The sequence below is a fragment of the Noviherbaspirillum galbum genome, assembly GCF_010974945.1.
GTDB classification, from domain to species: Bacteria; Pseudomonadota; Gammaproteobacteria; order Burkholderiales; family Burkholderiaceae_D; genus Noviherbaspirillum; species Noviherbaspirillum galbum.
The window spans coordinates 143,735-162,878 of sequence record NZ_JAAIVB010000021.1; the positions used below are offsets into that span (position 1 = coordinate 143,735).

Annotated in this window: 14 protein-coding genes; 12 read left to right on the forward strand and 2 right to left on the reverse strand. The window is 65.3% G+C overall.

What is annotated here, in order from left to right; translation table 11 throughout:
* Positions 1-9 precede the first annotated feature (9 nt).
* The 9 genes from G3574_RS07585 to G3574_RS07625 all read left to right on the forward strand — a co-directional run bounded on the left by G3574_RS07585 (position 10) and on the right by G3574_RS07625 (position 7,754).
* On the forward strand, positions 10-804 hold the full coding sequence (locus G3574_RS07585) for an endonuclease/exonuclease/phosphatase family protein (RefSeq protein WP_163961634.1): 795 nt from the start codon (positions 10-12) through the stop codon (positions 802-804).
* 82 nt (positions 805-886) lie between these two features.
* Positions 887-2,053, forward strand: coding sequence for a phospholipase D-like domain-containing protein (locus tag G3574_RS07590; RefSeq protein ID WP_163961636.1), 1,167 nt, complete (start codon positions 887-889; stop codon positions 2,051-2,053).
* Between the two features lie 88 nt (positions 2,054-2,141).
* Positions 2,142-2,537, forward strand: coding sequence for a rhodanese-like domain-containing protein (locus tag G3574_RS07595; protein ID WP_163961637.1), 396 nt, complete (start codon positions 2,142-2,144; stop codon positions 2,535-2,537).
* 19 nt (positions 2,538-2,556) lie between these two features.
* The gene (locus G3574_RS07600) at positions 2,557-3,315 is read left to right on the forward strand and encodes an SIR2 family NAD-dependent protein deacylase (protein WP_163961639.1); all 759 of its coding nucleotides are present in this window, start codon (positions 2,557-2,559) and stop codon (positions 3,313-3,315) included.
* A 76-nt stretch (positions 3,316-3,391) separates the two neighbouring features.
* Positions 3,392-3,892: a pyridoxamine 5'-phosphate oxidase family protein gene (locus tag G3574_RS07605; RefSeq protein ID WP_163961640.1), complete on the forward strand. Its 501-nt coding sequence runs from the start codon at positions 3,392-3,394 to the stop codon at positions 3,890-3,892.
* 269 nt (positions 3,893-4,161) lie between these two features.
* Positions 4,162-5,337 (forward strand): hypothetical protein, encoded by a 1,176-nt coding sequence (locus G3574_RS07610; RefSeq protein ID WP_163961641.1) that lies wholly within the window; start codon positions 4,162-4,164, stop codon positions 5,335-5,337.
* Positions 5,338-5,383: 46 nt separating this feature from the next.
* Positions 5,384-6,169, forward strand: coding sequence for a ferritin-like domain-containing protein (locus G3574_RS07615; RefSeq protein WP_235953132.1), 786 nt, complete (start codon positions 5,384-5,386; stop codon positions 6,167-6,169).
* 78 nt (positions 6,170-6,247) lie between these two features.
* The gene (locus G3574_RS07620; protein WP_163961644.1) at positions 6,248-6,976 is read left to right on the forward strand and encodes a sulfite exporter TauE/SafE family protein; all 729 of its coding nucleotides are present in this window, start codon (positions 6,248-6,250) and stop codon (positions 6,974-6,976) included.
* Positions 6,977-7,127: 151 nt separating this feature from the next.
* Positions 7,128-7,754, forward strand: a complete 627-nt coding sequence (locus G3574_RS07625) for a YqhA family protein (RefSeq protein ID WP_163961645.1) — start codon at positions 7,128-7,130, stop codon at positions 7,752-7,754.
* 81 nt (positions 7,755-7,835) lie between these two features.
* Here the strand turns inward: G3574_RS07625 and G3574_RS07630 are convergent, their stop codons facing one another.
* Positions 7,836-9,299, reverse strand: coding sequence for a pyridoxal phosphate-dependent decarboxylase family protein (locus tag G3574_RS07630; RefSeq protein ID WP_163961648.1), 1,464 nt, complete (start codon positions 9,297-9,299; stop codon positions 7,836-7,838).
* On the reverse strand, positions 9,296-10,660 hold the full coding sequence (locus tag G3574_RS07635; protein ID WP_163961649.1) for a diaminobutyrate--2-oxoglutarate transaminase: 1,365 nt from the start codon (positions 10,658-10,660) through the stop codon (positions 9,296-9,298). Before G3574_RS07635 ends, G3574_RS07630 begins: the two co-directional genes overlap by 4 nt.
* A gap of 340 nt (positions 10,661-11,000) precedes the next feature.
* Between G3574_RS07635 and G3574_RS07640 the strand changes: the two genes are divergently transcribed.
* From G3574_RS07640 to G3574_RS07650, 3 genes are all read left to right on the forward strand, one after another.
* A complete protein-coding gene (locus G3574_RS07640; RefSeq protein WP_163961652.1) occupies positions 11,001-11,876 on the forward strand; it encodes an ion transporter in 876 nt (291 codons plus the stop codon).
* A 2-nt stretch (positions 11,877-11,878) separates the two neighbouring features.
* On the forward strand, positions 11,879-13,573 hold the full coding sequence (locus tag G3574_RS07645) for a ShlB/FhaC/HecB family hemolysin secretion/activation protein (RefSeq protein ID WP_163961654.1): 1,695 nt from the start codon (positions 11,879-11,881) through the stop codon (positions 13,571-13,573).
* Positions 13,574-13,588: 15 nt separating this feature from the next.
* On the forward strand, positions 13,589-19,144 hold a 5,556-nt coding region (locus G3574_RS07650), incomplete at its 3' end, for a YDG domain-containing protein (protein ID WP_163961656.1).

Here is a 19,144-nt window from a genome sequence, read left to right on the forward strand (position 1 = left end):
AAGGGATACATGAAACTCCGCATCGCAACCTACAACATCCACAAGGGCGTGAGCACGCTGCGCAGCATGCCGCGCATCCATGCGCTCAAGCAGGCGCTGACATCGCTCGAAGCCGACATCCTGTTCCTGCAGGAAGTGCAGGGGCGGCACGACAAATTCGCGATGAAGCATGCGGCGCTCTGGCCGGAACAGGCCCAGCACCAGTTTCTCGCCGGCGAATCGCACCACGCGGTCTACGGAATGAACGCGGTCTACGACCACGGCCATCACGGCAATGCCTTGCTGAGCCGCTTTCCCGTCGTCTCCGCCACCAACCAGGACGTTTCCGACCATGCCTTCGAATCGCGCGGCATCCTGCACTGCATCGTCGGCACGCCGGCGGGCGACGTGCATTGCTACGTGGTCCACCTCGGCCTGTTCGCGCGCAGCCGCCGGCGCCAGACCGAGGCGCTGATCGAGGCGGTCAGCCAGTCGGCCCCGCCCGACGCGCCCATCATCATCGCCGGCGACTTCAACGACTGGACCAACCAGCTCAGCACGACCATGCGCGCCGAGCTCGGCGTCACCGAAGTGTTCGATGCTAGCCTGCCCTCGCGCGGCTTCGGACAGTACCTGCGCACCTTGGGCGGGCGCGGCCCCAAGCTCAAGCCGGCGCGCACCTTCCCCGCGGCGCTGCCCTGGCTGCGCCTGGACCGCGTCTACGTGCGCGGGCTCGGCATCTCCACGGCGGAAGTCATGCACGGCGGAACCTGGGCCAAGCTCTCCGACCACGCGCCCATCGTCGCCACGCTGACGCTGGAATGAACGCCGGCAATGACAGGTAAAATGGCGCCGCCATCCGGATTCCGGTATCCGGGTCCATCGTCCCATCCTGGATCGACAGCGCATGCGTTCGGTAAGCTTCACCGCCCATAATCAAGTCACGCTCCTGCACTCCGGCGCGGAGTTCTTTCCCGCGCTGATACGCGCGCTCGACGAGGCGCAGGCCGAAATCCTGCTGGAAACCTACATCTTCGCCGCAGACGAAACCGGGGAGGAGGTGAAGGTCGCGCTCAAGCGGGCCGCGGCGCGCGGCGTGGTGGTGAACGTCATCACCGACTGGCTCGGCACCGGCCATGGCCAGTCCAGGCGGCTGCAAGAGGAATTCCGCCAGGCAGGCGTTCATTACCGAGTCTTCAATGCCTGGTTCCAGCGCGGCGTGGTGCGCACCCACCGCAAGATCTGCGTGGTCGACCGCCGCATCGCCTTCCTCGGCGGACTGAACATCAACCACGACCTGCGCGCCGACCACAACCCCAGCCTGCTGCTGCCGGCGCCGCGCTGGGACTTCGCCGTCAGCATCGTCGGACCGCTGGTCGAATCCATCCACCTCGAGGTGGAAGCGCAATGGATGCTGCTCAACCGCTTCAACTTCCGCTACCGGTGGCGAAACTTCCGCGGCAGGTTCGGCGTGCGTCCGCCGCCGGGCGACGGGCCGGTGCTGGCCGGCCTGGTGGTGCGCGACAACCTGCGCAACCGCCGCACCATACAGAAGGCCTACATGAAGGCGCTGGGCGGCGCGCGTGAATCGGCGATGCTCGTCACGCCTTACTTCGCGCCCGGGCGCAAGCTGCGGCAGGCCCTCGCGAAAGCCGCCTCGCGCGGCGTCAGCGTGACCCTGCTGCTGGGCGTAGGCCAGTTCCGCATCCAGGACGCGGTGGCGCATTCCTTCTATCCGAAATTGCTGAAGGCGGGTGTACGGATCGTCGAATACACCAAGACCCAGCTGCACGGCAAGGTCGGCGTGATCGATGACTACTGGGCGACGGTGGGCTCCAGCAACTGGGACGGCCTCAGCCTGCTGCTCAACCAGGAAGCCAACGTCGTGATCCACGACGCCGACTTCGCCCTGCGCCTGCGCGAGCATATCGAGCGCGGCATCGCCGACGGCACGCCGGTCCGGCTGGAGGACTACGTCAACAAGCCCTGGTACAAGCGGCTGATGTATGGCGCGGCCTACATCTTCTACCGCACGGTGCTGCGCGTGATCGCCGCCGACCGCTACGAGGAATAGGGTCACGCGCCGCGCGGCTTTGCGCATTCCGCATTCCGCGTTACCATCGTCGCAGACGATACATGCCATCCATGCCAAAGGACACGCCATGCAAGCCCAACTGCAGCACTACCTCGACAAGCTGGCCTATGAAATCGATTCCTGGGACCTGAGCGAAGCGCTCAAGGCGGGCGAACGCATCATCGTGGTGGACGCCCGCTCGGTCGAGGCCTTCGCCGCCGAGCATGTGCCGGGCGCCACCAACATTCCGCACCGGACCATGGACGAGGCGAGCACGGCAACGATCGACCGCGAGGCATTGGTCGTGACCTACTGCGACGGCATCGGCTGCAATGCTTCCACCAAGGGCGCGCTGAACATGACCCGGCTCGGCTTCCGGGTGAAGGAACTGATGGGCGGCCTCGACTGGTGGAAGCGCGACGGCCATCCCACCGCGGGCGAGAAGGGCAGCCAGGGCAACAGCGAAGTCTTGTGCGGCTGCTAGCCAGCGCCGTTGCCCAGCCATGCATTTCGCCCCGGAACTTCTCGATGCCTTGCGCCAGGCCCGCGTGATCGCGGTGTTCACGGGCGCCGGCGTCTCGGCGGAAAGCGGCGTGCCGACCTTCCGCGACGCACAGACTGGCTTGTGGGCAAGGTACCGCGCCGAGGAGCTCGCCACGCCGGCCGCCTTCCGGCGCGATCCGCAGACCGTATGGAAGTGGTATGAATGGCGCCGCGACCTCATGCGCAATGCCTTGCCGAACCCGGCGCACCTGGCCATCGCGTCGCTGGAAAAGACCGGCGCGGAAGTGACGGTGCTGACGCAGAACGTGGATGGCCTGCACCGCAAGGCGGGCAGCACCGACGTGGTCGAACTGCACGGCAACATCTGGGACGACCTGTGCCTCGAATGCCGCGCGCCCGGCGACGGCGACGCGCCGAGGGACGGCGCCGGCTTGCCGCGCTGCACGCATTGCGGCGGCCTGCTCAGGCCGGGCGTGGTCTGGTTCGGCGAATCCCTGCCGGAGCAGGCGTGGCAGCGCGCCGCCGAACTTGCCGGCAAGGCTGACGTCTTCTTCTGCATCGGCACGTCCAGCCTGGTCGAACCCGCGGCAAGCCTGCCGCTGCAGGCGCATGACAGCGGCAAGACCGTCATCCAGGTCAATCCCGAGGCCACCCGGCACGATGCCTCCGCCAGCTTCGTCCTGCGCGGCAAGGCTGGCGCGGCGATGCCTGCCTTGCTGCGGGCGGCCTGGCCGGGCGGTCCCGCGTCTTCGCCCTGACGGAACTTTCGGCGGCCCGGTTTCTCTTTCTTGCACAGGCATTCGCGCCTGCGTGCAACATAGCCAGGAGAAAGCGATGGACGTGCAACAACAAGACAACGAGGATCTCGTCAAGGTGGCGGAACTCGTCAAGGAAATGAAGTTCGCCATGCTGACCACGGAAGAAATGGACGGCACCTTGCGCAGCCGGCCCATGTCGACCATGCAGATGGACAGCGAAGGGCATCTCTGGTTCTTTACCGCAATGTCGTCTCCCAAGGTCGCCGAGGCGGAGCAGCACCGGCAGGTCAACCTCAGTTATGCGCGCACCGACAAGCAGGATTACCTGTCCATCTCGGGCAAGGTGGAAGTGGTGCATGACAAGCAAAAGATGCAGGAACTCTGGACGCCGTGGATCAAGCCTTGGTTCCGCGATGGCCTCGACGATCCCGACCTCGTGCTGCTGAAGGTGACGATCACCGAGGCGGAGTACTGGGACGCGCCGGGCAGCGCGATGGTACGCCTCTACGGCCTGGCGAAAGGCATCCTTACCGGCAACACCGATGCGCTCGGCGACAACCGCAAGCTCGTGATGTAGCGTCCGGTGCAGGCCCTGATGTAAGCATTGCGATGCGCCTGTAAAAACTGCGGCGTCCCTGCCGCCGCCTGCCATGGCGCGTTCCGCGCGCCGTGGCGGTAACGGATTCGCGCAGCCGTGCCGCGCTTGTGCCGCTTTCCTGTCTTTCTCCCTCCGCCTTGCCGGACATCCCATTGTTGCGGCAAGCCTTGCCACCGGCATGCTTCTTGCGCCCAGCCCGCTTCCCCGCTTTCACGCTTCGACCCACCGGCAAACCAAGGAGCATCGCCATGGCATTCAATCTGTTCTCTTCCAGGGGCCAGCCGATCGACCGTCAGCGCTTCACCTGGCGCGACATGGTCGGCAAGCCGATCAGCAAGCTCGACGATGACGCTTTCACCCGCGTGCGCGTGATCTTGATGAACGGCATCGAGCAGGAGTGCCAGCGCTTTTCGCACATGGCCGCGCGCAGGAACAAGGACCTGCGCGTCGACCTGGCAAGGATACGTCGCATCGAGCAGCACCAGGCCACGATGGTCAATTGGCTGCTCGGTCCGGACCATTCGCCGCTGGAAATCACGCTCGGCTACGAGCAGACCGCCATCGAGGTCACTGCTGCCGTGGCGCAGCGCGAACCCGATCCTTATCTGGCGCAGGCCTACCGCTTCGGCATGCTGGAAGACTTCGACCACCTGTACCGCTTCTCGGCCCTGATCGATCGCCTCGAAGGCAAGGATGCGAACAACATCGTGCAGAACTACACCGACATCCTGCCCGGCCGTCCGACGGTGGCGGAGCATCGCGCGCCCGAGGATGACGTGCGCGAACACTACGACCGTGCCACCGCCTCGCCGCTGACCAAGCTGCACGCGCTGACCATCGTGTCCACCGAGTTCCAGGTCAACCAGTATTACCTCAACGCCGGCCCGCTGTTCGCCGATCCGGTGGCCCGCCAGTTGTATGCCGAGATTGCCTCCATCGAGGAACAGCACGTGACCCAGTATGAGTCCCTGCTCGATCCCGGCGAGACCTGGATGGAGCAATGGCTCCTGCACGAGGCCGCCGAGGTCTACAACTACTACGGCTGCGTGCAGCAGGAAACCAATCCGCGCCTGAAGGCGATCTGGGAACGCTTCCTCGATTACGAGCTGGGGCATTTCCATTACGCCGCCGACCTGTTCAGGCAAATCGACCGGCGCGATCCGGCGGAGCTGTTCGGCAACGGCGACCTGCCCGAGCCCATCCCCTTCGCCAGCCAGCGCGACTTCGTGCGCCAGACCTTGTCGCGGGAGGTGGACCTTCGGGCCAATGGCACCCGGTTCGTCGACCGTGCGCAGGAAAGCCAGGCATCGATCGCCTACCGAGAGCACATCAATTCCGACGGCTCGCCGAGCGAGACGGTGGCCGCCGGCTATGCCTGGATCCCGGGCACCGAGCTCAACCGCAAGGTGGCGCTGGCGGCGTGAGCCAGTCCTGCCTTTGCATCCATCGTTCACTGAAAGAGGCAGCGCAATGAAACAGCACACCCCCATCGGCATGAACCGCACCGGCATGCAGATGTCCACCTTCGATTCCGCCGGGATGGCCAGGTCCGGGCAGCCGGATCAGATGCCGTCCGCGCCCGGCGACGACAGCATGCTGGCCGAGGTGCGCGGCGCCTACATCGCCGAAGCCGACCCGCTCGGCTCGGTGCCGGTGCCGGGCACGCTGCACGGCGCCATCACCACCGGCGTGCAGGTGATGACCGGCAACCAGCCCCAGCTCCTGCTCGATAAGCTGGGCGAGCGCATGGCCTTCGAGCGCACCGGCACGAGGCTGTATGACGCACTGATTACCAAGTTCGACACCTTGCAGGACCAGACCACGGGCATGACGATGGCCGACTTGCAGCGCATCCGCCAGGACGAGGCGCGCCATTTCGCCATGGTCGCCGAAGCGATCGCCGCGATGGGCGGCGACCCGACCTCGCAGACGCCCTCGGCCGACGTGGCGGGGGTGGAAGCGATGGGCCTCATGCAGGTGCTGACCGATCCCCGCACCACCATCGCCCAGTCGCTGCACGCCATCCTCGTCGCCGAGATGACCGACAACGCCGGCTGGGAGATGCTGATCGCCTTGGCGGAAGACCAGGGCCAGGGCGGCATGATCCCCGACTTCAGCGTGGCGCTGGACGAGGAGAGGGCGCACCTGCAGATGGTGCGCAACTGGCTGGAAGAGGCCACGCTGGGCAAGGCGATTTCGGATGGCGTCAGCGTGGATGACGTGAGCGACGCGAATTCGTCGCAGCAGCTGCATTGAGGCTAGGGCAGGGTTCATGCGCTGCGCGGAAAGACAAGTCAGGGCAGAATGTGCCTGTCATCCAAACAACGGGCACTCATGGATTCTTCCTGGCTTTTCATCGGCGCTGTCTTCCTGCTCGCCGGCTTCGTCAAGGGCGTGATCGGACTCGGCCTGCCGACCATCGCCATCGGCCTGCTTGGCATCGTGATGGCGCCGGTGCAGGCGGCGGCGCTGCTGGTTGTGCCGTCGATGGTGACCAACGTCTGGCAGCTTGCCAGCGGCCCGGGAATCAAGATGCTGCTGCGCCGGCTATGGGTCATGCTGCTGGGCTTCTGCATCGGCGCGGCCATCGGCGGATGGCTGTTCGGCGTCGAGGCGCATGCGATCGCGTCGCGGCTGCTCGGCGCCGCGCTGGTGATGTATGCGCTGGTCGGGCTCTACGGCAAGCGCCTGGAAATCGATGCGCTCATGGAAAGACGTCTGGCTCCGTGGATCGGGGTATCGACCGGCGTCGTCGCGGTGACGACCGGCGTGTTCGTCATTCCCGCCGTGCCCTACCTGCAGGCGCTGAAGCTGAGCAAGGATGAAATGGTGCAGGCGCTCGGGCTGTCGTTCACGGTGTCGACGATTGCGCTCGGAACGGTGCTGACGGCAGGCGGCGTCTTCAAGCTCTCGGTGGCCGGGGCGTCGCTGCTTGCCCTGGCGCCGGCATTGGCCGGCATGCTGATCGGGCAGGCGGTACGCAACCTGATCCGGCCCGATGTCTTCAGGACCATGTTCTTCGCCGGCCTGCTGGCGCTGGGAGCCTACCTGGCGCTGCGATGATCAATTGATCATTCTCCAGCCGTCCGGCGTTGATTGAAACTGAAACGGCCCGTTGCCGCGGCTGCGAAAAACGGAAATTTATCGCGTCAATCAATTTCCGCGTGGAATGAGGGCCGTTATAATCAAGCACCCTCATCCCAACCTTTCCATCATGCATCCTGCCCAATTCCGCAAGCCTAACGCTCTTTCCAGATTCATCTTTCTCAGCCGCTGGCTGCAGCTTCCGCTCTACCTTGGCCTCATCCTCGCGCAATGCGTGTACGTGTTCCATTTCTGGGTCGAGCTGTCGGATCTGATTGGCGCCGCGCTTGGTCACGCCGGGTCGCTCGAACACATCACCGAAGCGGTGGCCGTCACATCGAAGACCGCAACCGATGCCAGCGCCCATGGCGTCAAGCTGACGGAAACGACCATCATGCTGGTGGTGCTGGGCCTGATCGACGTGGTCATGATTTCCAACCTGCTGATCATGGTGATCGTCGGCGGCTACGAAACCTTCGTCTCGCGCATGAATCTCGAAAGCCATCCTGACCAGCCGGAATGGCTGTCGCACGTGAATGCCACGGTGCTCAAGGTCAAGCTGGCCATGGCAATCATCGGCATCTCGTCGATCCATCTGCTGAAGACCTTCATCAATGCCGATGCCTATGAGCCCAAGACCCTGATCGCGCAGACGGGGATCCACATCGTGTTCCTGTTCTCCGCCGCGGCGATCGCGTATTGCGACCGTTTGATGCATCTGACGCAGCAGGACGCGCATCACGCAGAGAAGCACTAAGGATGCAAAGCCTGCCCCGGCCGGGGCAGGCGTGTTGCGAGGCCGGACCCGCCCGCGGGAGGCCCGGCCTGGTTTATCACTTCAAAGAAGGCTGCGCGCGCAGCGCTTGAACGCCTCGAGAATCCTGCTCAAGTCCTCCGCGCGGGTGCGCGGATTCATCAGCGTGAACTTCACGCAGGCGTGGTCATCCACCCGCGTCATGCCGATCAGCGCCTCGCCATCCAGCAGCAACTGCCGGCGCGCCACCGTGTTGATGTGCTCCAGTGTCGTTTCGTCGAGGCCCTGCGCGGCATAGCGGAATACCACCGATGCCATGCGCGGCGGCGCCATCAGTTGCAGGTCGGGATCGTTCCGTACCAACTGCGCGCCTTCCTCGGCGAGCGCCAGCACGCCATCGACCAGCGCGGCGAAACGTTCGCGGCCCAGCGTCTGCAGTGTCACGAAGATCTTCAGGCCGTCGAAGCGGCGCGTGGTCTGTATCGATTTCGTCACCAGGTCGAGCACGCCGGCGTTTTCGTTTTCCTCCGGGTTCAGGTAATCGGCATGGTAGCGGATCACTTCCCAGTCGGCGGCGTCCTTGATGAGCAGCGCGCTGCAGCTGATGGGCTGGAAGAAGAGCTTGTGGAAATCCACCGTGACCGAGTCGGCGCGCTCGATGCCCGACAGCAGCCGGGAATGCTTGCGGCTCAGCATCAGCGCGCCGCCATAGGCGGCGTCCACGTGCAGCCAGAGCTTTTCCTGCGCGGCGACGTCGGCCAGCGCATGCAGCGGATCGACGCTGCCGAAATCCGTGGTGCCGGCCGTGCCGACCAGGGCGAAGGGCAGCAATTCCTGCTCGCGCAGCCGGGCGATGGTCTGGCGCAGCGCCTCCGGATCCATCTGTCGGTCGGCATCGGCGGGGACGGGAACCACGGCGTCGTAGCCCAGCCCGAGGATGGCGGCGGATTTCTGCACCGAGAAATGGGCCATCTCGGAACACAGGATGCGCAGGCGGGAAGCCTGGGGCGGCAAGCCCTTGGTCTGGATGTTCCAGCCGAGCTGTTCACGGGCAAAGACATCGCGCGCGAGCAGCAGTCCCATGAAATTCGACTGGGTGCCGCCGCTGGTGAAGACGCCGTCGCCGCTGCCGCCGAGGCCGAACAGGCCCAGCAGCCACTTGACCATTTCCTGTTCGAGGTAGGTTGCGGCCGGTGCCTGGTCCCAGGAATCCATGGAAGGATTGCTGGCGGCGATCATCACTTCGGCGGCCACCGCGGGAATCAGCGGCGGGCAATGCAGGTGCGCCATGGTGTGCGGATGGGTGACCGCGATCGAGTTTCGCAGGATGTTGGCGCCGACCCAGTCCAGCACGTCCTTCAGCGCGCGCCCTTGTTCCGGGCACAGGTCGATGCCGTCGAACAGGCGCGCGGTCTGCGTCGGCGGCATGCCGCTGTAGCATTGCTCCAGTGTTCCGAAATGCGCGATGACGTTGGACGCCGCTTGCTCGACCGCCCGGGAAAATGCGTCCTGGCTCTGTTCGTCCCGGCCTAGAAATTCTTGACTCATGCTGCTTGTTTCATGGATTCCATGCAGGCGTCGGCAAAGATGCTCGCCACGGCATCGATTTCATCCGCGTTGATGATGAGGGGAGGCAGGAAGCGCGCCACGGCGCCGTGGCGTCCGCCCATTTCGATGATCAGGCCGCGCTTAAGGCAAGCCTGCTGGATGCGGCGCGACATCACGCCGTCCGCCGGCGGATGACCGAGCGAGTCGAGCTTGCCGTCCGGGTCGACGATCTCCGCGCCCATCATGAGGCCACGGCCGCGCACGTTGCCGATGAGCGGGCAATCCTTCTGCAGCGAAAGCAGATGGCTTTCGAGGCGCTTGCCCATGGCCTCGGCATTGGCGACGAGGTTCTGCTCGCGGATGGTGCGCAGCGTCGCGACGCCGGCCGCCATCGCCAGGGTATTGCCGCGGAAGGTGCCGGCATGCGCGCCGGGCTGCCATACGTCCAGGTCCTTGTCGTAGATGATGACCGCCATGGGCAGGCCGCCGCCGATGGCCTTGGACAGGGCGAGCACGTCGGGCACGATGCCGGAATGCTCGAAGGCGTAGAAGGCGCCGGTGCGGCCGCCGCCGGTCTGGATTTCATCGACGATCAGCGGCACGCCGCGCTCGCGGGTGATCTCGCGGACGGCGCGCGCCCAGTCGTTCGGCGCGGGAATTACCCCGCCTTCGCCCTGGACCAGTTCGGTCACCACGCCCGCGGGAAGCACGCCGCCTTCCACGTCCGACAGCAGCGAGCGCAGATAGTGGGCGGACATGCGGGAACTTGCTTCGCCGCCGACGCCGAAGGGGCAGCGGTAGGAGTAGGGAAAGGGCATGAACTGCGCGTTCTGCGCCGTGCCGGCCATTCCGTGCTTGGGGCCGAGGTTGCCCATCAGGCCCATGGCGCTCTGGCTCATGCCGTGGTATCCGCCGGAGAAGGCGATGACGTTCTGTTTCTGGGTGGCGGTCTTGACCAGCTTCAGCGCCGCTTCGATGGCGTCCGAACCTGAAGGGCCGCAAAACTGGATGCGCGCGCGCGCCGCGAATTCCGGCGGCAGCGTGGCGAAGATTTCGTTGGTGAACTCATCCTTGAGCGGCGTGGCGATGTCCAGGGTCTGGAAAGGAACTTCCTGCTCGAGCGCCTGGATCAGCGCCGCCTTGACGGCCGGGTGATTGTGTCCGAGGGCGAGCGTGCCGGCGGCAGCGAGGCAGTCGAGATAGGTCTTGCCGTCGGCGTCGGTGACCCTGACGCCCTTGGCGTGCGCGATCGCCATGCGCAACCGCCTCGCATAGGTGCGCGCGTTCGATTCGCGCGCGTCTTGGCGGGCAGCGTAGCCGGCATTGCCGGTGACCGCAAAGAGCTCTTTCTCAACCAGCATTGCTTTCTCCGAAATGAGTTCCAGGTGGAAATAGTGTAACCGATAGACACACCATTTGATGTTCCGTAAAACATTTTGTCGGTTTTTGTGCGCACAAATTGCTTATCGGGAACAGCATTGTTATGATTCCCTAATGCAATCAAGGGGATAAATTCACTGGATTGATTGATATCAAGAAATTTCCCAGGGAAATCCGGGCGAAAAAGTTGATATTTCTTTACGGAAACTTTAGGTCTGGATGCTGTTTTTCCATGCCGTAAAGTTTTTTTCCCTTTGTCCGACCACCCGCCATTTATGACTTTTGGTAAATGCGGTTTCCGTACAATTGCCAGTCCTGACCATGTCGACCCTTACACAGACCTCCCCCGCTTCCCCCATGCTTGCCTTCGTCGAAAGCGCATTCTTTCGCCGGACCGTCATCACCCTCATCCTCCTGAACGCCCTGCTGCTGGGGCTGGATACGATTCCCGACGTGTCGACCGCCTTCGGCAACCTCCTGTCCGGCGCGGACCGGATCATCGTCTGGTTCTTCGTCGCCGAACTGGCGCTGCGCATCGGCGCGTATCGCGGCAAGTTCTTCCGTTCGGGCTGGAACTGGTTCGACCTCGCCATCGTGGCGTTGTCCTTCATGCCCAACAGCGACGTCCTGTCGGTCCTGCGCGTGCTCCGGTTGCTGCGCCTGATCGCCATCGTGCCCAGCCTCCGCGTCGTGGTGGAAGGTCTCATCGCCGCGCTGCCCGGCATGGGTGCCGTCTCCCTGCTGATGGCGATCTTCATGTTCATCGGCGGCGTCATCGTGACCAAGATGTTCGGCGCGAAGGCGCCGACCCAGTTCGGCGACCTGTTCATTTCCACCTTCTCGCTGCTGCAGGTGACCACGCTGGACGGCTGGCCCGACATGGCGCGCGCCGCGATGAAGACCAATCCCTCGGCCTGGGTTTTCTTCTTCGGCTACATCTTCGTCACCACCTTCACCGTCATGAACCTCTTCGTCGGCGTGATGGTGAGTTCGATGGAAGAGCGCGTCGCGGCCCACAAGGAAGAGCAGGCGAAGGCGCGTGCGCTTGAAGCTCAGCTTGCCGGCAGGGATGCGCCCGAGTCGGAAAGCGAGGACACCCGCATGCTGCTCGCGGAACTCAAGACCCTGCGGCAGGAACTGGGCCAGCTGCGCGCGGAAGTGCGCGGTCAGCGACGGGCGGAAGCGATCGAAAGCTGATCATGCGCCGAGAGTACCAGATGGGCCTGGCCGCCGGTTTGCTGGCGGCCAGCGCGGCGCACGTAACTGCGCAAACCGTTCCTGACGCCGGCTCGCTGCTGCAGCAGATCGAGCAGAACCGGCCGATTCCCCTGCCCGGAAAATCCGAGCGCGTGCTCGCGCCCCTGCCTGCGCCGATGACGGCGTTGCCCGGTCCGACGGCAACGGTCGCCGCGTTCCGCTTCGCCGGCAACACCCTGCTCTCCGACGCCGAACTGGGCCCCAGCGTCGCTTCCTTCCTGAACCGGCCGCTCTCCTTCGGCGAATTGCAAAACGCCGCCATCGCCGTGGCAACGCGCTACCGCGAGGCAGGCTGGGTCGTGCGCGCCTACCTGCCGGCCCAGGAAGTGAAGGATGGCATCGTGCTGATCCAGGTGGTCGAAGCGAAGTTCGGCGGCCTGCGTCTCGAAGAAAAGGCGCGTTCCCCGATTTCGTCCGCCCAGCTGGAAGCCATCGTGGAGGCCAACCAGCCCAAGGGCGCGCCGCTCAACGCCAACGCTCTCGACCGCGCGCTCCTCCTCATGGAAGACCTGCCCGGACTCGCGCCGAACGCCAGCCTGGCCCAGGGCAGGAACGAATATGAAACCGACCTGGTGCTCTCGCCGGGCGCGGCGCGGCCGTTCCGCGGTGAAGCCGCCGCCGACAACACCGGCTCGCCTTCCACCGGACGCGCGCATCTCAACGCCACGCTGGCCTGGGCCAATCCGCTGGGGCGCGGCGACAGCGAAACCCTGGCATACATGCATTCCAGCGGCAGCGACTACCTGCGCGCCGCGGCATCCCTTCCGGTCGGGCCGCGCGGCTGGCGAATCGGCGCGAGCCTGTCCTACCTGCAATACAAGCTGGTGTCGGATGCCTTCGCGGCGCTCGACGTGCACGGCAATTCGTTCACGGCCGGGCTGGATGCCAGCTATCCCTTGATCCGTTCGCGCCTGTCGAACCTCTACTTGTCGCTCAATGCCGACCACAAGCAGTTCGACAACAACGCCGCAGGACTGACGGTCACGAAATACAAGATCGACAGCCTCTCTGTGGCATTGACCGGCAACCGCTACGACGGCCTCGGACTCGGCGGCGCCAGCACCGTGAGCGTCGCCCTGGTGGCAGGCAAGGTGGACCTCGATGGTTCGCCGAACCGCTCCGCCGATGCCGCCGGACCCAACACCGCCGGCTCTTATGCCAAGCTGAAGTACAACCTCTCGCGCACCCAGGCGGTGAGCGAGCGCATCACGCTCTCCGGGCAGTTCTCGGGGCAGTTCGGCAACAAGAACCTGGATTCCTCCGAGCGCTTCTACCTTGGCGGCGCCAGCGGCGTGCGCGCCTATCCCGGCAGCGAAGGCGGCGGCAGCGACGGCCAGATGCTCATCCTCGAAGCCCGCGCGCGCCTGCCGCACGATTTCACGCTGATCGGCTTCTACGACTGGGGCCATGTCACGGTCAACAGGAACAACGATTTCATCGGCGCCGCCGCGGTCAACAGCCTGACGCTCAAGGGCGCGGGCGTGTCGCTGGCCTGGACCAATGCGCAGGGCATGTCGGTGCGCGGCACCCTGGCAAGGCGCATCGGCAGCAATCCGGTTCCCACCGCCGACGGCAACGACTCCGACGGCACCCTCGTCAAGAACCGACTCTGGCTGTCCGCCAGCGTTCCCTTCTGATCTCCAAGGAAAGCCATGAGCGGCCACGCGACCGTCAACCGTATCTATCGCCTGGTCTGGAGCAGGCTGCTCGGCGCATGGGTCGCGGTGGCGGAGATCGCCAGGGCCAAGGGGAAAAGCAGCGGCGGCCGCTCGCTGCGCCTGGCCGTCCTGATCGGCGCGGGCGCGGCCTTGCCCGCACACGCGGCCGGGCCGGCGCCTGACGCCTTGCCAGCCGGCGGGCAGGCGATCGCCGGGCAGGTTGCGGGCATCGTGCGCAACGGCGCGACCCTGACCATCAATCAGGCAAGCGAACGCGCCATCATCGAGTGGGCCAGCTTTAACGTCGGCGCGCAGGCGCAGGTCAATTTCAACCAGCCGTCAACCGGCGCGGCCACGCTCAACCGGGTGCTGGATACCCAGGCCAGCCAGATCTTCGGCCGCATCACCGCCCCGGGCCAGGTCTTCCTCGCCAATCCGAACGGCATCTATTTCAGCCCGGGCGCATCGGTCGACGTTGGCGGCCTGGTCGCGACGACGCACTCGATCGCCAACGGCGACTTCATGGCTGGCAACCTCAAGTTCACCCGCAACGGCGCCACCGCCAGCGTGGTCAACGAGGGACAGCTCAAGGCCGCGCTTGGCGGCTACATCGCGCTGCTGGCGCCGGAAGTGCGCAACAGCGGCGTGATCATTGCCCAGGCCGGCACCATCGCCCTCGCGTCCGGCGAAGCCATTACGCTCAAGATGGGCGAAAGCAGGAACCTGACCGGCATCGTGGTCGAGCCTTCCGCCATCAAGGCGCTGGTGGAGAACAGCCAGGCCGTGCTCGCGCCCGGCGGACTCGTGGTGCTCTCCGCCAAGGCGGCCGACCGCCTGCTGGGGGGCGTGATCCGCAATACCGGCGCAATCGAAGCCACCGGCCTGACCAGCGACGGCGGCCGCATCGTGCTCGAAGCCTCCGACCAGATCGTTGCCGGCGGGAGTTTCAAGGCCGATGCCGCGGCCGGCAGCGCCGGCAAGGGCGGCAACATCAGCATCGTCGCGGATCTGTCCAATCCCGGGAGCAGGACCGAATTTTCCGGCGCGGCCAGCGCGCGCGGCGGAGAGAAGGGCGGCGACGGCGGCTTCGTCGAGACCTCCGCCTCGCGGCTGAAGGTTGCCGGGGCGCGGGTCGATACGCGCGCGCCGGCAGGCAAGGACGGCACCTGGCTGCTCGACCCGAACGATTACAAGATCGATTCCGCCGCCAACAATGGCGACATTACCGGAGCGGACCTGGGCGCCAGCCTGGAGACGACCAACGTCACCATCAGCAGCAGCAACGGCGCCGCCGCCGGAAACGGCGACATCAGCGTCAACGAAGCGGTCACCTGGAACAGCGCCAGGACGCTGACGCTGAACGCGGTGCGGCACGTCAACGTCAACGAGGCGGTCACCGCCGGCAGCGGCACGGCCAACCTGCGCGCCGATGCGAACGGTGCCTGCGTGACCGGCGCGACGAACTGCGGCACGGTCAATTTCAGCGGCAACGGCCATGTCACCGCCGCTGCCACCAACATCTATAGCAATCCGCCGGGCAGCAACGCCGCCACGCCAAGCTATGCCACGCCGACCGACTATTCGCCGTACGTGACCGGCCCGCTGACCGCCTACATGCTGGTCAACGACGTGACCCAGCTTCAGGCGATCAACGACAACTTCCAGTCCAGCGCCGAGTATGGTCCGTCGAAATCCTTCGACGGCAAGTACATCGTCGGCAACTATGCGCTGGGGCGGGATATCGACGCCAGCGCGACGGCGGGGTGGAATGGCGGCGCGGGCTTCCGGTCGATCGGCACGCACAATTTCTGGGGTTCTGACGAATTCGACTGGGCCTACGCCGGCAAATTCGACGGTCTCGGGCATGCGATCACCAACCTGACCATCAACCAGCCTGGCCGGGATTACGTCGGCCTGTTCGGCATGATTTCCGGCACGGTGAGCAATCTCACCTTGGTCAATCCGAACGTGACCGGCCACAATCAGGTGGGCGCACTGGCCGGGGCATTCGCCGACAACGTCAACTGGTCGCAGCAGCCTAACAGCTTCGCAACGGGAAGGGCCACCAATGTGGCGGTGGTCAATGGCAACGTCGCCGGCATTACCTCGGTCGGCGGACTCGCAGGCCTCATCGATTCCGGTTCCACGCTGTCGAACGTTGCCGCCGTGGGCGGCAACGTGCAGGGCCAGCAGAACGTCGGCGGTGTCGTGGGCGATATCCGCGGCGCAAGCTCGGGCGTGAGCAATGCCTTCAACACGTCGACAGTCACGGGAATCTATTCCGGCGGCACGATCAGCATCGGCGGCGTGGTCGGCTATAGCCAGGGCGTCATTTCCGATGTCTTCAATCGCGGCTATGTCACGTCGTCGGGCGACTATGCGTATTACACCGGCGGCGTCGTCGGCTTCGCGGACACCGGATCCACCACGGCCAATTCGTATTCGTCGGCAGCGATTTCCCATACGGCGACCACGAACGGCGGCGACTTCGCAGGCCCGGCACTGGGGTATCCTTATGGCCAGATCGGCACGGTCAGCAACGTCTACTTCAATACCGACCGCACTTCGCTTCCAGCCATGTTCAGCGGCGCGCAAGGGTTCGATACCGCAGGCATGCGCACCGCATCGAACCTGACCGGCCTGAACTTCAACGGCACCTGGAAAATCGACCCCATCCGCAACAACGGCTATCCGTATCTCGCCGCGCTGGAGTCCTTCACGCCGCTGACCGTGACGCCGACCGCCCTCACGGTGAAGGTGACCGGCAGCGCGACGAGCAGCGTGTACGGCGATACCCTCGCCACCTTCGGCTACACCCTCGTCAACGGCAGCACGGAACTGACCGCCGGCGCGCTTTCCGGCATGGGCCTGATCGCCGGCGGCACGGCGAGCTACTCGGGCGCGCCGACCGGCCGCGCCAACGTCGGCACCTACACCGTCGATTATTCCTCGGGCATCGTCTTCGGCGGCGCCAACGCCGAAAACTACACCATCAACGGCTCGACGCCATTCAGTTATTCGGTGACTCCCAAGTCCCTGATCGCCGTGCTGACCGTCGCCAACAAGACGTATGACGGCACCACCTCCGCCACCGTCAACGGTGTCTCGCTGTCCGGCGTGCTGAGCGGCGACACGGTCACGGCAACGATCGCCGGCTCGGCAAGCTTTGCCGACAAGAACGCCGCAAACGGCAAGACCGTGAGCGCGACCGGCGCCAGCATCGGCGGCGCTTCCGCCGGCAACTACGTCCTGTCCGGCACCACCGCGACCGGCACGGCGAACATCACGCCCAAGCTGCTCACCATCAGCGGCGTGACCGGCGTGGACAAGGTCTACGACGGCACGGATGCAGCCACGGTGACCGGCACGGCGGTGCTCAACGGCATCGTAGCCGGCGACGACATCAGCTATACCATCGCCGATCCGCGCTTCTTCTCGGCCAATGCCGGCGCGCGCGCGATCGTCTACAACGGCGCGGGTTTCTGGGGACCCGATGGCGGCAACTACATGATGAGCATGGCCGCCAACACCCTGGCTTACATTTCACCCAAGCCGCTGGCGGTGAGCGGCGTGTCGGCACTGAACAAAGTCTACGACGGCACGACGACAGCGGCTCTGACTGGTGGCACGCTCACCGGCGTCATCGGCGGCGATGCGGTTTCCTATTCGCCGTCCACCGGCACCTTCGCCAGCAAGAACGTCGGTGCCGGCATCAGCGTCGCCATCTCCGGCGGCACGCTCAGCGGTGCGGCCGCTGGCAACTACAGCATCGCCTCGGTCAACTCGTCTACCGCCGACATCACTCCCAAGCCATTGACGGTCACCGGCGTGAGCGCATCCAACAAGACCTACGACGGCACGACCAACGCCACGGTCTCGGGTGGTGCGCTGAGCGGCGTGGTCAGCGGCGACACGGTGACGCTGTCCTTGGGCAGCGGCAGCTTCGCCGACAAGACCGTCGGCAGCGGCAAGACGGTCACGATCAGCGGCAATGCGCTGGGCGGTACCGATGCCGGCAACTACACGGTGCAAAACGCCACGGCAACGGCCAACATCAACTTCAAGCTGCTGAGCATCGGCGGCGTGACCGGCGTGGACAAGGTCTATGACGGCACGGACGCGGCGACGGTGACGGGCACGCCGGTGCTCAACGGCATCGTGGCCGGCGACGACATCAGCTACAGCTTCGGCTCGCCGACGTTTGCCAGCGCGAATGCGGGGCTGCGCAGCATCGTCTACAACTATGCCGGCTTCAGCGGTGCGGACGGCGGCAACTACCTGATCTCGGTATCGGGCAACACGTCGGCCAGCATCACGCCCAAGCCGCTGACGGTGAGCGGCGTGACGGCACTCAACAAGGTCTACGACGGTACAACGACAGCGGCTCTGAGTGGCGGCGTGCTGAGTGGCGTGGTCGGCGGCGATGCGGTTTCCTATTCGCCGTCCACCGGCACCTTCGCCAACAAGAACGTCGGTGCCGGCATCAGCGTCGCCATCTCCGGCGGCACACTCAGCGGTGCAGCCGCAGCCAACTACAGCATCGCCTCGGTCAACTCTTCCACCGCCGACATCACTCCCAAGCCATTGACGGTCACCGGTGTGAGCGCATCCAACAAGACCTACGACGGCACGACCAACGCCACGGTCTCGGATGGTGCGCTGAGCGGCGTGGTCAGCGGCGACACGGTGACGCTGTCCTTGGGCAGCGGCAGCTTCGCCGACAAGACCGTCGGCAGCGGCAAGACGGTCACGATCAGCGGCAATGCGCTGGGCGGTACCGATGCCGGCAACTACACGGTGCAGAACGCCACGGCAACGGCCAACATCAACTTCAAGCTGCTGAGCATCGGCGGCGTGACCGGCGTGGACAAGGTCTATGACGGCACGGATGCAGCGACGGTGACGGGCACGGCGGTGCTCAACGGCATCGTGGCCGGCGACGACATCAGCTACAGCTTTGGGTCGCCGACGTTCGCCAGCGCGAACGCGGGGCTGCGCAGCATCGTCTACAACTACGCCGGCTTCAGCGGCGCGGACGGCGGCAACTACCTGATCTCGGTATCGGGCAACACGTCGGCCAACATCACGCCCAAGCCGCTGACGGTCAGCGGTGTGACGGCACTCAACAAGGTCTACGACGGCACGACGACAGCGGCTCTGACTGGTGGCGCGCTCAGCGGCGTCATCGGCGGCGATGCGGTTTCCTATTCGCCGTCCACCGGCACCTTCGCCAGCAAGAACGTCGGTACCGGCATCAGCGTCGCCATCTCCGGCGGCACGCTCAGCGGTGCGGCTGCAGCCAACTACAGCATCGCCTCCGTCAACTCGTCTACCGCCGACATCACTCCCAAGCCATTGACGGTCACCGGCGTGAGCGCATCCAACAAGACCTACGACGGCACGACTAACGCCGCGGTCTCGGATGGTGCGCTGAGCGGCGTGGTCAGCGGCGACACGGTGACGCTGTCCTTGGGCAGCGGCAGCTTCGCCGACAAGACCGTCGGCAGCGGCAAGACGGTCACGATCAGCGGCAATGCGCTGGGCGGCACC